This is a genomic window from Marinococcus sp. LNHM4E3-1 (assembly GCF_056034405.1).
In genome coordinates this window covers 1-13,151 of sequence record NZ_JBQLID010000025.1, presented here as the reverse complement: position 1 = coordinate 13,151, position 13,151 = coordinate 1, and the positions used below count along the sequence as shown (strand labels likewise).

At 50.4% G+C, this 13,151-nt stretch carries 14 protein-coding genes, 1 tRNA gene and 1 rRNA gene; 3 read left to right on the top strand and 13 right to left on the bottom strand.

The window, feature by feature from the left end; all coding sequences use genetic code 11:
• Positions 1-261: 261 nt before the first annotated feature.
• Both groL and groES read right to left on the bottom strand, forming a co-directional pair.
• The gene (gene groL / locus ACTRXI_RS16025; protein WP_091616789.1) at positions 262-1,908 is read right to left on the bottom strand and encodes a chaperonin GroEL; all 1,647 of its coding nucleotides are present in this window, start codon (positions 1,906-1,908) and stop codon (positions 262-264) included.
• Between the two features lie 44 nt (positions 1,909-1,952).
• Positions 1,953-2,237, bottom strand: a complete 285-nt coding sequence (gene groES / locus ACTRXI_RS16020; protein ID WP_322527306.1) for a co-chaperone GroES — start codon at positions 2,235-2,237, stop codon at positions 1,953-1,955.
• 350 nt (positions 2,238-2,587) lie between these two features.
• Here groES and ACTRXI_RS16015 point away from each other — a divergent pair, with 350 nt between their 5' ends.
• Positions 2,588-3,313, top strand: a complete 726-nt coding sequence (locus tag ACTRXI_RS16015) for a lysostaphin resistance A-like protein (RefSeq protein WP_474264218.1) — start codon at positions 2,588-2,590, stop codon at positions 3,311-3,313.
• Position 3,314: 1 nt separating this feature from the next.
• Positions 3,315-3,503 carry a DUF4305 domain-containing protein gene (locus ACTRXI_RS16010; RefSeq protein WP_413645747.1) on the top strand — a complete coding sequence of 63 codons (189 nt, stop codon included), beginning with the start codon at positions 3,315-3,317 and terminating at the stop codon, positions 3,501-3,503.
• A 73-nt stretch (positions 3,504-3,576) separates the two neighbouring features.
• Here the strand turns inward: ACTRXI_RS16010 and ACTRXI_RS16005 are convergent, their stop codons facing one another.
• On the bottom strand, positions 3,577-4,224 hold the full coding sequence (locus ACTRXI_RS16005) for a redox-sensing transcriptional repressor Rex (protein WP_474264216.1): 648 nt from the start codon (positions 4,222-4,224) through the stop codon (positions 3,577-3,579).
• A 170-nt stretch (positions 4,225-4,394) separates the two neighbouring features.
• Here ACTRXI_RS16005 and ACTRXI_RS16000 point away from each other — a divergent pair, with 170 nt between their 5' ends.
• Positions 4,395-6,335, top strand: a complete 1,941-nt coding sequence (locus ACTRXI_RS16000) for an ATP-binding cassette domain-containing protein (protein ID WP_474264214.1) — start codon at positions 4,395-4,397, stop codon at positions 6,333-6,335.
• A gap of 47 nt (positions 6,336-6,382) precedes the next feature.
• Here the strand turns inward: ACTRXI_RS16000 and tsaD are convergent, their stop codons facing one another.
• The 10 genes from tsaD to pxpB all read right to left on the bottom strand — a co-directional run bounded on the left by tsaD (position 6,383) and on the right by pxpB (position 12,972).
• Positions 6,383-7,402 carry a tRNA (adenosine(37)-N6)-threonylcarbamoyltransferase complex transferase subunit TsaD gene (tsaD, locus tag ACTRXI_RS15995; protein ID WP_474264212.1) on the bottom strand — a complete coding sequence of 340 codons (1,020 nt, stop codon included), beginning with the start codon at positions 7,400-7,402 and terminating at the stop codon, positions 6,383-6,385.
• On the bottom strand, positions 7,389-7,850 hold the full coding sequence (gene rimI / locus ACTRXI_RS15990) for a ribosomal protein S18-alanine N-acetyltransferase (RefSeq protein WP_322527301.1): 462 nt from the start codon (positions 7,848-7,850) through the stop codon (positions 7,389-7,391). The genes tsaD and rimI overlap by 14 nt, the downstream gene beginning before the upstream one ends.
• The gene (gene tsaB, locus ACTRXI_RS15985) at positions 7,847-8,557 is read right to left on the bottom strand and encodes a tRNA (adenosine(37)-N6)-threonylcarbamoyltransferase complex dimerization subunit type 1 TsaB (RefSeq protein ID WP_474264210.1); all 711 of its coding nucleotides are present in this window, start codon (positions 8,555-8,557) and stop codon (positions 7,847-7,849) included. The genes rimI and tsaB overlap by 4 nt, the downstream gene beginning before the upstream one ends.
• Complete coding sequence (tsaE, locus tag ACTRXI_RS15980) at positions 8,538-9,011, bottom strand: tRNA (adenosine(37)-N6)-threonylcarbamoyltransferase complex ATPase subunit type 1 TsaE (protein WP_474264208.1); 474 nt, start codon at positions 9,009-9,011, stop codon at positions 8,538-8,540. The genes tsaB and tsaE overlap by 20 nt, the downstream gene beginning before the upstream one ends.
• A gap of 22 nt (positions 9,012-9,033) precedes the next feature.
• On the bottom strand, positions 9,034-10,026 hold the full coding sequence (thiL, locus tag ACTRXI_RS15975; RefSeq protein WP_474264206.1) for a thiamine-phosphate kinase: 993 nt from the start codon (positions 10,024-10,026) through the stop codon (positions 9,034-9,036).
• A gap of 212 nt (positions 10,027-10,238) precedes the next feature.
• Positions 10,239-10,315, bottom strand: a tRNA-Met gene (locus ACTRXI_RS15970).
• Positions 10,316-10,325: 10 nt separating this feature from the next.
• A 5S ribosomal RNA gene (rrf, locus tag ACTRXI_RS15965) occupies positions 10,326-10,442 on the bottom strand.
• 78 nt (positions 10,443-10,520) lie between these two features.
• A complete protein-coding gene (locus tag ACTRXI_RS15960) occupies positions 10,521-11,492 on the bottom strand; it encodes a 5-oxoprolinase subunit C family protein (RefSeq protein ID WP_474264204.1) in 972 nt (323 codons plus the stop codon).
• A complete protein-coding gene (locus tag ACTRXI_RS15955) occupies positions 11,489-12,253 on the bottom strand; it encodes a 5-oxoprolinase subunit PxpA (RefSeq protein WP_474264202.1) in 765 nt (254 codons plus the stop codon). Before ACTRXI_RS15955 ends, ACTRXI_RS15960 begins: the two co-directional genes overlap by 4 nt.
• Entirely contained in the window at positions 12,250-12,972 is a 723-nt protein-coding gene (gene pxpB, locus ACTRXI_RS15950; protein ID WP_474264200.1) for a 5-oxoprolinase subunit PxpB, read from the bottom strand. The genes ACTRXI_RS15955 and pxpB overlap by 4 nt, the downstream gene beginning before the upstream one ends.
• Positions 12,973-13,151 lie beyond the last annotated feature (179 nt).

The window sequence follows — 13,151 nt, the reverse complement described above, 5'->3', positions numbered from 1 at the left end:
ATGGGTTCATCTTATTGGTGAAAACCTGCTCTACCTTAATTGTGATAAATTGCTCTCTCTAGTTTAGCGTTTACAACAGGTTAGCTCACAATAGACTGCTCATATTTATACTCACATAAAAAAGCTTCCCACGAGTTCAGTGAACTCATGAGAAGCTTAAAGTAAATTCTATTCAAATGTTAGCAAAATGTTAGCATTCTGCTCATTTTAACCTTCCCTATCGAGAAGCACCCTTACTACATAAGGGCTGGGCGAGCGACATTACATCATGCCGCCCATTCCGCCCATGCCACCCATGTCTGGCATGCCGCCGCCGGCACCGCCGCCATTTTCTTCTGGAATGTCGGCGATGACTGCTTCGGTTGTCAGGAACATGGACGATACGGACGATGCGTTTTGCAGCGCGGAGCGGGTAACTTTTGTAGGATCGACAATACCTGCGTCAATCATGTTTACCCATTCGCCAGTCGCTGCGTTATAGCCGTGTCCGACTGCTTCTGTTTTCAGACGCTCAACGATAACGGAGCCTTCAAGGCCTGCGTTATGCGCAATCTGACGGAGTGGTTCTTCGAGGGCACGGAGAACAATTTTCACGCCGGTTGCTTCGTCGCCTGTGGTGTTGTTCATTTCTTCTTCTACTTTTTTGTAGACGTTCATCAGCGCGGTACCGCCGCCGGAGACGATGCCTTCTTCTACTGCTGCGCGTGTAGAGCTGAGGGCGTCTTCGATGCGGAGCTTACGCTCTTTCATTTCCGTTTCAGAAGCTGCGCCGACTTTAACAACGGCTACGCCGCCTGCAAGCTTCGCGAGGCGCTCCTGAAGTTTTTCACGGTCGAATTCGGAAGTGGTTTCTTCCATTTGCGTACGAAGCTGTGTCACACGTGCGCCAATCGTCTGCGGATCGCCGCTTCCTTCTACGATCGTTGTGTTGTCTTTGTCGATCGTGATTTTGTTGGCGTGACCGAGCTGATCGATCGTCGCTGTTTTCAGGTCAAGGCCTACATCTTCTGTAATGACCGTACCACCGGTAAGTGTAGCAATGTCTTCAAGCATTGCTTTACGACGGTCGCCAAAGCCTGGAGCTTTTACTGCTACTGCGTTGAATGTGCCGCGCAGCTTGTTAACAACGAGAGTCGCAAGCGCTTCGCCTTCCACATCTTCTGCGATAATGAGGATTGGACGGTTCTGCTGTACAACCTGCTCAAGCAGTGGAAGTACTTCCTGAATACTTGTGAGCTTTTTGTCCGTGATTAAAATATACGGATTATCTAGCTCTGCAGTCATGGATTCGTTGTCGGAAACCATGTACGGAGATGCGTAACCGCGGTCAAACTGCATACCTTCCACAACTTCAAGCTCTGTATCAAGGCCGCGGGACTCTTCGACCGTGATAACGCCGTCGTTGCCCACGCGCTCCATTGCTTCTGCAATGATCTGGCCGATTTCTTCAGACCCTGCAGAAATCGCACCAACCTGCGTGATGGATTCTTTGCCTTCAATCGGCTTGCTGACGTTACGGAGTTCTTCGACCGCTACTTTGGTCGCGTTCTCCATTCCGCGGCGAATACCCATTGGATTCGCACCGGAGGTAACGTTTTTCAGGCCTTCCTGAATCATCGCCTGGGCAAGAACGGTTGCTGTTGTTGTACCGTCACCGGCAATGTCGTTCGTTTTGCTTGCAACCTCGGATACGAGCTGCGCGCCCATATTTTCGAAGTTGTCTTCGAGTTCGATTTCTTTGGCGATGGTTACACCGTCATTGGTGATAAGCGGGGAACCGAACTTTTTTTCCAGAACAACGTTGCGGCCTTTCGGTCCAAGTGTTACTTTTACAGCGTTTGCGAGTTCGTCGACACCGCGGAGCATCGCGCGGCGGCCGTTTTCACTAAACTTAATATCTTTAGCCATGATGAAATCCTCCTAATGTAATAATGATTTCGAAATGAAGCTGATTACTGAACTACAGCGAGGATGTCGCTTTCGCGAACGATTAAATAATCTTTGCCGTCGTATTTCACTTCTGTGCCTGCAAACTTCGAATAAACGACGATGTCGCCTTCGTTTACTTCCGGCGCTACGCGTTCACCGTTGTCTTTTACAGCACCGGCACCTACAGAAACCACGCGTCCTTCCTGTGGCTTCTCCTGAGCGGAGTCCGGCAGCACAATACCACCAGCGGTTTTTTCTTCTGATTCTACCTGTTCGAGTACGAGTCGATCACCTAAAGGCTTTAACAAGGAAAACAACCTCCTTAGAATATTTTCATCGTCCGTTATATGTAACGGGAACGACAGTAACAACATTTGTTGTTAGCACTCTTTCCATTCGAGTGCTAAACCCAATTATTATATTAATCAACCTGGGCTTTGTTTGCAAGAGGGAAGCGAAAATTTTTTCTTCCTTTTCCCACTCCAGCGCTTGATGGCACCTGAATTCACATTCCCTGCTAATCGTTTTATTAACCTTATATTTCAAAATTGTCATAAATTCGCAAGCGCTCTCTTTATTCTTCCTGCAGGTACCTGTGATACAATTAGAGCGTTCGAAATTGGATTTAACCGAGAGAGATTAGGAGTGATCCCCTTCCATGGCCGCACGTTACTGGAGCATTGTTATTATTTATGTACTTATGCAGCTTTCGGGCATCGTTGCCGTCCCGGCCCTTTTGGCTGTAGGCAGCTTTGATTCCGCACAGCAGGCTTCGTACTTCTGGATTTTTGCGAGCTTTATCGTCGCTTTGATTGTTATTTTGATTCTGCTGATTCCTGAAAGAGGCCAAAGTCTTGCGTTTAATAAACCAAAAATGCCGTGGCCGAATTCCGTCGCCTGGATTTTTATCGGGTTCGCTCTCGCATACGCCGGTCAGATCGTTGCCGGTTTGATTGAACAGAACCTGCTCGGCATCGATACGGCGTCTGAAAACACGGCGCAGATCATCGAGCTTGTTAACAGCATGCCGGCCTTTGTCATTATTGTAGCTGTGATCGGACCGATTCTCGAAGAGCTGGTGTTCCGTAAAGCTATATTCGGCTCGCTGTACAAACGAACGAACTTTTTTATTGCCGCTATTATCAGCTCCCTGATATTTGCTGCTGTGCATTTGGATTTCACCCACCTGCTCGTTTACACTATGATCGGCTTTGTGTTCGCTTATTTGTATGTCAAAACCGGCCGCATCATCGTGCCGATAATCGTCCACTCCATCATGAACGCATTTGTGGTCGGTATTCAGGTATTGTTCCAGGATGAAATCGAACGCATTATGCGTGAAGCCGAGAGCGCACTTATTCTGCTTGTTCAGGGGTTGATGTAATATGAAAGCTTCTACCGCTGCCCTTTTTTACTTTGTGCTCGGCGGAGTCCTGCTGATGTTTACGTACTTTTCCGTCAGCGAGTCCTCCTGGTCGTTCTGGAGCATTCTGCTCGCTGCCTTTGCCGCCTACGACCTCGTGATGGGGTTCAACTATCTGCGCCTCATGTCGGAGCAGAAAAAGAAGAAATAGCAAAAGGGACCGCCTGAATGTTGGCTGGTCCCTTTTTTATGGGTCAGTATAAATGAAGTATCCTGCTGGCAGCCTATTCGTTGTCCAGCGGATAATTTTTCAGAAAGTACACGAGCGTCTGCAGCTCGATGGCAAGATCAATATGATGCACGCGTACAGACGCAGGGACGGATAAGCGCGCCGGGGTAAAGTTCAGAATGCCGCTGATGCCTGCCTCCACCAGTTTTTCTCCAGTCGTCTGGGCGGCGGCGGACGGCACGGTGAGCATTGCTACGGAAACGTTATGCTCTTCAAGCTTCTCCGCCAGATCATCGGTATGATACACCGGCACATTTCCAATCTGCTCTCCCACCATGTCTTTATTGATATCAAATGCAGCCACAATCCGGGTGTTTTCATTTTTGGAGAAATTGTAGCGAAGCAGCGCCTTCCCGAGGTTCCCGACGCCGAGAAGTACGACGTCTGTCGCCTCATCCTGGTCCAGGGTAGTCCGGAAAAACGACAGCAGGTACTGTACATTGTAGCCGTACCCTTTCTTGCCGAGCGCGCCGAAATATGAAAAATCCCGGCGGATTGTTGCCGAATCCACCTTGACCGCCTCACTCAATTCGGTTGAAGAAACGCGGGTTTTGCCTGTTGCATACAGGCTTTCCAGAAATCGATAATATAGGGGCAGCCGCTTTGCGGTTGCCTGCGGAATTTTTTGCTGGTCTGTATTCATAATTATTTCCACCTAAATGTATTGTCATTGTCTGTAGACAGTATAGCATGCGTCCCTATGAAAACGTACCGAAACGCTTACCTGCAGCAAGACGTATCCTATTTCGCGTTTCGCCGAAAAGTACGATACACTGATACTATCAGAGTTGTTATTAAAGGAGCTATATAAATATGATTTTACTTCAATGTTCGGGTGTCACCAAGTCTTTTGGGGCAGAAACCGTACTTGATCAAATAAAACTCGAGGTAAAGGAAGGTGAGCGGGTGGCCCTGGTCGGCAAAAACGGGGCCGGCAAATCCACTCTCCTGAAAATTCTTGCCGGTGAATCCTCGTATGATTCCGGTTCGATCACGATGCCAAAGGGCACGACATTCGGGTATCTTGAGCAGCATACCGGCCTGAACAGTGATAAAACGATGTGGGATGAAATGCTTGATGTTTTTACCCACCTGCAAAAAGCTGAAGCGGAGCTGCGTCGTATGGAATCGAAAATGTCCGAGCCCGATATTATTGACGACGCCAGGGCCTATGAAAAGCTGATGGCCGACTATGACCAGCGCCAGCAGGAATTCGAAGCGCGCGGCGGCTACCGCTACGAGTCCGACATCCGCACGGTGCTGGCGGGTCTTGGCTTTGGCAGCTTCTCCCTCGACACGCCGGTGCAGTCGTTAAGCGGCGGCCAGAAGACCCGTCTTGCTCTCGGCAAGCTACTCCTGGCCAAGCCGGAGCTCTTAATTCTTGACGAGCCGACCAACCATCTTGATATGGATACACTGCGCTGGCTCGAGCAGTATTTAAGCAGTTATCCGGGGGCTGTCCTGATCGTTTCCCACGACCGGTACTTTCTGGACCAGATCGTAACGAAGGTATACGAAATTATTCATAAGAAAGCCCGTTTGTTCTACGGCAACTACAGTGCCTTTCAGGAAAAACGGGCCGAGCTGTTTGAACAGGAAATGCAGGCCTATGAAAAGCAGCAGAAGGAAATTTCTGAGCTTGAAGACTTCGTGCAGAAAAACATCGTACGCGCATCTACAACAAAACGGGCCCAGAGCCGGCGGAAAAAGCTCGAGAAAATGGATAAGCTCGACAAACCGCAGCGGGACGGCAAATCCGCTACTCTGCGCTTCGACATCGACCGTCAGAGCGGCAACGATGTATTGAAAGCAGAAGACCTCACCTTTCGTTTTGACAACAAAGCGCCTGTGTTCGAACGTTTAAATGTCCGGGCCCAGCGCGGTGAGAGCATTGCGCTGATTGGACCAAACGGGACGGGGAAAAGTACCTTTTTAAAAACGATCAAGGGAGACTTTGAACCGGATGAAGGGCATATTCAGCTCGGAAGTAAAGTAGATCTCGGCTATTACGACCAGCAGCAGGCCGAACTGAATTCAGGCAAAACCGTCCTGCAGGAGCTGTGGGATGAATATCCGCTCGAAAACGAAAAGGATATTCGTACCGTGCTCGGCCAGTTTTTATTTACCGGCGAAGACGTGCTGAAGCAGGTGTCCGACCTTAGCGGCGGCGAAAAAGCGCGCCTCTCGCTCGCCAAAATGATGATGCAGAAGTCGAATTTTCTGCTGCTTGACGAGCCGACCAACCATCTCGATCTCGACAGCAAGGAAGTGCTCGAAGACGCTCTGATTGATTACCCGGGAACAATTTTGTTTGTTTCCCACGACCGGTACTTTCTGAACCGGATTGCAACACGCATTCTCGAAATGGGGGACGGCGACGTCCGCAACTACATCGGGGATTATGATTACTATTTGTTCAAAAAAGAAGAAGAACGGGAAAAAGCAGCGCTTCAGGCCGAGCGTGAAGGACCGAAGCAGGAGGATGCCGGTGCGGCTAAATCCTCGTTTGCAGACGACAAAGCAGCCAAGCGGGAGGCCCGCAAGCGGCAGCGCCGCATCGAGCAAATTGAACAGGATATTGAAGCCAAGGAACAGCTCGTCGAGGAGCAGGAAGCAGCTCTTTTCGAGCCCGACGTATACGAAGACCATGAAAAGGCCGCCGGCTATCAGACCTCAATCAATGAACTGAGAGGCGAGCTAGAGCAGCTGATGGAGGAATGGGAAGAGCTGCAGCTCGAAGAATCCAGTTCCTAGTTACAGCAAAACCCGTGTTCTCTGCAAAAGAGAGCACGGGTTTTTTGTTACGTATGAAGCGGCAGGCCGGGCACCCCGTTTAAATCCATGCCTGAAAAATTTCCCTTTTTCCAGTTGATATAGGCGGCAGCTCCGATCATGGCTGCATTATCGGTACATAAATGAAGCGGCGGGATCTGCAGCTTTACGCCGCTCTCTCTGAATTTTTCTTCCATCGCAGCCCGCAGACCGCTGTTGGCTGCCACACCTCCGACTACCATTACCTGTCTGGCTCCGCAGGCTTCTGCCGCTCGGGCCGTTTTCTCCGTCAGCACGGTAATGACGCTCTGCTGAAAGCTTGACGCAACGTCTTCCGGAGCTAGTTCTTCCCCACGCTGGCGGGCATTATGGAGTGTATTCATGACGGCTGATTTCAATCCGCTGAAGCTGAAATCATACGAACCTTCCTCAAGCCACGCCACAGGCAGCGGTACGGTCGGTGCTCCGGTTTTAGCCAGTTTGTCGAGCTCCGGGCCGCCGGGATACGGCAGGCCGAGAGTACGTGCGACTTTATCATATGCTTCTCCCACGGCATCATCTCTTGTCTGGCCGAGCAGATCATACTCCCCTTCTTCTTTGATCAGCACCAGCTCCGTATGGCCGCCGGATACAACGAGGGCAAGAGCTGGGTACTCCCACTCCGCCTCGAGCCGGGTCGCCTGAATATGACCCGCAATATGGTGAACGCCTATCAACGGCAGCCCCTTCGCGTAGGCTGTCGCTTTTGCGGCGTTCACGCCGACAAGAAGCGCCCCGACAAGTCCCGGGCCTTCCGTTACCGCCACGGCGGACAAATCAGAAAATGAGCTTCCTGCTTCCTCGAGGGCCTGCTCCATTACCTGGGTGATGGATTCCGCATGATGTCTCGAAGCGACCTCGGGCACGACGCCGCCAAAGCGTTTATGGCTTTTCATCTGGGAGAGGACGACGTTGGACCGGATCTCGGTGCCGTTTCTGATAACTGCCGCAGCTGTTTCGTCACAGCTCGTTTCCACAGCCAAAATATCTATTGGTTCATGCTCGTTCATTCATATTCACCCACATTACTATCGCATTTTCATTATTGTCCATATAATAATTTTTTCGCACACCGCCGGGCACGAATCCGAATTTATCGTACAGGTTCCTGGCCGTTTCATTGGTTTCACGCACTTCGAGCGTCATCGTCCGGGCCCCGTATGTGTAGGCAAGCTCCATTAAATTGGCCAGCAGCTCCTGGCCAATTTTCCGTCCGCGGTAGCGTGAATGCACCGCAATGTTGGTTACATGCGCCTCGTCAATGACGATCCACACCCCGCAGTAGCCGACAATTCTGCCTGCGACTTCCGCCACCAGATAATGGGCAAACTGGTTGTTGTACATTTCATTTTCAAACGCTCGCCGGCTCCACGGCATCGAGAAGGCGTTGTGTTCTACTTCCATCACATTGTCTATATCGTCGGCACTCATCATCCGGATCAGTATTTCTGCTTTCATTCGGATCTCCCGCTTTGGGCTTTCTGCCAATTTTTTTCTGCTTCGGCAAGCTGGGCATATTCCGGCACCACTGCGTGTGCATCCTGTGCTTCGCCGGCGGTGCGGGCGATCCGGATAATTTCCGCCGGACGGATTGTCTGTTTCGTCCAGTCTGCAAAAACCGCCCGGCTGCCAAGTCGTTCCCGGATCAGCTCCTGCCGGCTTTCCGTGTCCTCTCCGACAAACAGAATTTGTTCCTGGGTTTGCTCCAGCACCTCGAGCCATTCCGGGAGCAGAATGATCTGGTCTTTCATTTGACGTACTACTGCGTTTTCTTCCGCACTTCCGGAAAAAGCCGCCGTGTAGACCTGATTTCTTCGCGCATCAATCAGTGGGGAAACGAGACCTGGAAATCCGAGACCGTTTTGGGCAAATACCTGAAGCGTTGATACGGGATAAAGCGGGATATTTAAAGCCCAGGCCAATGATTTGGCTGTTGTTACTCCGATGCGCACGCCGGTGTAGGAGCCTGGCCCGGTCGTTACTGCCACCGCATCCAGATCTTCCGGGACAACACCGCTTTCTTTCATCAGTGATTCCACCGCCGGCATCAGACGGACGGAATGATTTTTTTTAATGTTGGTAGTATATTCTCCGAGAATTTTCTGTTCATCTGCAAGAGCGATGCCCAGCACGTGCGTGGATGTGTCAATTGCGAGCATTTTCATCGTTCTGCAACTCCTTCATCTTTGCCTTCCACCGCTCGCCAACGGCTGTCAAAGTCAATTGCCTGCTCGTTTCCCCGGTGTATTGAATATCTATTTCCAGACGATCCTCCGGCCATGCTTCCAGACGAACCGGCCATTCCAACAGCGATACTCCACCTGCCTCAAAGTATTCTTCAATGCCGATTTCCTCTGCTTCCTCCTCTGACAGCCGGTAAAGGTCAATATGAAACAAAGGCAGCCGTCCTTGATATTCTTTAACGATCGTAAAGCTCGGGCTATTCACCATTGTGGTAACTTCCAGGCCTCTGGCAAAGCCTTTGGCAAAATGTGTTTTCCCTGCTCCGAGACTGCCGACCAGCCATATTTTTTCATCTGCCTCCGCGTATCGGCCCAAAAGCTCTCCCCACGCCGCCGTTTCCTCCGGAGACGAAGTGTGGATGACCCACTCTGTCATAGCGTTTCTTCCTTTCTGCTGCTTATGATGGACGAAAATGATTATAGCCTGATTTTTCCAGCTTTGTACGGGAGCCGTTTTCCTGGAGGAACACTTCTCCATTCCCCTCTGAAACCTTTCCAATCGCATACAGTGCAAGTCCGGCTTGCTCGAATCTCCTGCTGAGCTTTTTCCAATCGGAAGAAGCAGCCGTTCCGACCAGTTCGAAATCTTCTCCGCCGTAAAACATATGCTTTTTCATTGTTTGAATCTCCAACTGCTCCATAGCTTCGTGGACGGGAAGCCCGGAAAAGTCCAGTTCCATCGAAACACCGCTAGCCTCCGCAATCTCACAGCATTCGCTTGCCAGCCCGTCACTTATATCATTCAAGGCAATACGGCCACCGCATTCCACCAGCAGACGTCCTGCCTCTACCTGGGGCACCGGCCGCTGATGATAGGCAATCAATGCTTTTTCCCGCTCAGAGTATGCCCCGTCCCTTGTCCGTTCGAGCAGAAGCTCGAGTCCGGCAGCGGACATACCGACCGGTCCGGTTAAAAACACAATATCATCAGGTTCCGCAGAGCTTCGCAGCAGCTGCTGTTTTTCTTCCACCGCACCGATCACCGTAATACTCACCATTAAGTCGCGACGCGAGGATACCGTATCTCCGCCAATCATATCCATCTGATAGCGTGCACCCAGTTCATTCATTCCCCGGTACAGTTCGTTTAATTCCTCTTCGGACCAGCCGGGCGTTATTGCAATCGATATCACGTAAAAATGCGGCACGCCTCCCATGGCAGCGACGTCGCTAATGTTTGCAGCCAGCGCTTTAAAGCCGATATCAAATGGTTTCATCGTATCTTTTCGAAAATGCACGTCTTCAATCATCGTATCCACGCAGACAATTTCATTCATATGCGCAAGCGGCCGGTACACCGCCGCGTCATCACCTATTCCTACTTCCAGCCGTTCCTGGAAGGTCCGCGTTGGTCTTCGTTCATTAATCCAGTCAAATTCATCGTTTGGCATAAACTGCTCCTCAATGATCTCTCATAATAGTCTCCTGCTAGTTTATCGTATTCTTGCAATCGCGTACAGTAAACGAAAAAAGCATCTCTTCGCTTTTATCCAAAAACTACCCTCTGTGCGTGCTGCACAAAGGGTAGTTTGGTTTCCGGCTTCATTTATTGCAATTTATTTCATAAAAAAAAGCCTTTAAGGCTTTAATGGATTAGTATAATTGGTTGCGGGAGGAGGATTTGAACCTCCGACCTCCGGGTTATGAGCCCGACGAGCTACCAGACTGCTCTATCCCGCGATTTGGTATAGCGCGGCGACGATCTACTTTCACGGGGGGAGAACCCCCGGCTATCATCAACGCTGAAGAGCTTAACTTCCGTGTTCGGCATGGGAACGGGTGGATCCTCTTCGCTGTTGTCACCGCACTATGCATGGTGTCTCTCAACAAGACAATTATTATCTTACCACGCAGGATAAATGAGCACAAGGGGTTTTTAAATATTTTATCGCCATTTTTTATTATTCACAGCAAAGTACACGTCTTCGAGCGAACGATGCATCTGCCTGAAAGCGATTCGCGCTTCCTCAAGCGTTACCTGCTCAAACACCACAGAAGCATTTGGCTGCAGTTGGGCAGCTTTCGATAAATCGGCACTGATGACATTTAACACACGGGCGTAACCTCCCGTCGTCTGCCGGTCAGCCATTAAAATCATCGGCTGGCCGTCTGATGCCAGCTGAATAGTTCCAAACCCCACCCCGTCCGATATAATATCCCCAGTACCAAGCAAAGACACTTCCGGACCCTGGAGCCGGATACCCATCCGATCAGCTTCCTGGGTCACCACATAAGCTTCCCGGAGCAGTCTCTTTCCAGCTTCCGCTGTTAATTTATCAAATTCCGGACCAGCCACTACCCGGAGCGTCTGTTGTTTTTCATAAACTGGAATACTCGCCGGGGGGAGCCGGCGTTCAAAGGGCTTTGGAGCAGCACTTACGTTGCCGCGATACAGGGTATCGCCGCTTTCAAGCTCACGGCCCTCCATCCCTCCTATGCCAGCTTTTGTGTACGTCGAGCGGCTTCCTAAAACGACTGGCACCTCCAGGCCTCCTGCAATACAAAAGTAGGCACGTGCTCCGTGTGCCGGGCCGTTAAAGGTCAGTTCGTCTCCTGCGTAAACTTTTCTCGTTGCCCACATTGGAATGGGTTCTTTATTTACTTCCGGCTGCAAGTTTCCACCTGTAACCGCAATAACCGTCTCTTCGTGAAACGTAAGGGTCGGTCCCATTAACGTCAGCTCCAGTCCGGCTGCGGACAAATAGTTGCCGCAGAGAATGTTCCCCATCCGGAGCGCATACAGATCCATCGCTCCGGAGACCGGTACACCGAGGTGCTGATATCCGGTTCGGCCTGTATCCTGGATAGTCGTAAAGAGCCCTGCTTTTTGTACGGTGCAGACAGGCGTTTTGTTCATATAAATTCCCCCGCTGCCTGCACCGAAGCTCCTTGATGCTCAAGCTGATTCCTTAAATGTTGAATAAACAGAACCGCCTGTTCATTGTCCCCGTGTACACATATGGTATCTGCTTCCATTGCTACAGCTGTGCCGTCCACTGCTTTAATTGTTCCCTCCTGAAGGACATCAAGCACCTGGGCGGCAGCGTCTTCAGGTTTATCGACGAAGGCGTTCTGCTCTTTTCTTGGAGTCAACGTTCCGTCAGCAGTATAGGTACGGTCTGCAAACATTTCCTTTGCTACCCTCAAGCCTTGTCTTTCCCCCGCTGCCTGCAGCTCTGTATGAACAGGGGCAAATAAAAGGAGATTTTCATTAAAATCTTTCACTGCCCGCGCCACTCCTCTGGCAGCAGCGGAATCGCGAAGAGCAGCGTTGTATAAGGCCCCGTGCGGTTTTACATGCTGCATCTGCACGTCCGCTGCACAGCAGAAGGCATGGAGAGCCCCAATTTGATAGAGGCAAAGCTGATAAATTTCTTCTTCATCCATCGCTATGTATCTGCGGCCAAACCCTTCTTTATCCAAAAAGCCGGGGTGGGCACCGACGGCCGTACCATACTGTTTGGCAAGAGCAACTGTACGCGCCATCACTGCCGAATCGCCCGCATGACCTCCGCAGGCAACGTTCGCCGATGACACTAAAGGAAGCACCTTCTGATCCATGCCCAGGGTATAAATACCGTAACTTTCCCCCAGGTCACAATTTAGATCAATGATCATACCTCTCCCTCCTCTTCTACACGGATGCTGTACCCTCCACGGCCGATAGATTTTTCAATTTCAGCGTATTTCTTATATGCGACAGGCTCAAACCGGAGCAGATGGCCCGGGGTTAGAAGCGCAGGTTTATCGTGCGCTGCATTGAACAAAGGCACCGGAGTTTTACCAATAATGTTCCATCCTCCCGGACTGTCAATCGAATACACACCTGTCTGAGCGTCGGCTATGCCAACAGATCCGGCTTCCACTTTTCCTCTTGGTGTTTCCAGGCGGGGAGTATGAAGTCGTTCATCAAGCCCGCCGAGATAAGGAAAACCCGGAGTAAAGCCCAGCATATAAATAAAATAGGATGAACTGCTGTGCAGCTCCACCACTTCGTCTACAGACAGTTCGTTATCTGCTGCAAGACGTTCGATATCCTGTCCAAATGATACGTCATAACAAACCGGCAGATAGTACGTTTTCAATGCACCTTCCGATGCTTTGTCCATGCGCTCAAACATTTTATAAATGAGTTCGTAAAGACGTTCGTACTGTATTTGCAGGGGATTATAATAGACAGTCAATGCGCGGTAGCCTGGAACACACTCACTCATCCCCTCCGGCCGTTCTTTTGTTAAAGCTTCATACAGCCGGTGTACCTTTCGGTTCACGGAGGGAGAAATCACATTTTCAAATTGCACACTTAAGGCATGATCCCCGATAGGCACAATATCCATATAGCTTTTCTCCCTCCTAATGATTAGTATGTTTATTGTAGCATAGAGAAAAAGGAAAAAAATATAAAAAAACCGCTTCCCCGAAAAGGGAAACGGTTGAACTCGCCCGGCAGCGATCTACTTTCACGGGGGGAGAACCCCCGGCTATCATCAACGCTGAAGAGCTTAACTTCCGTGTT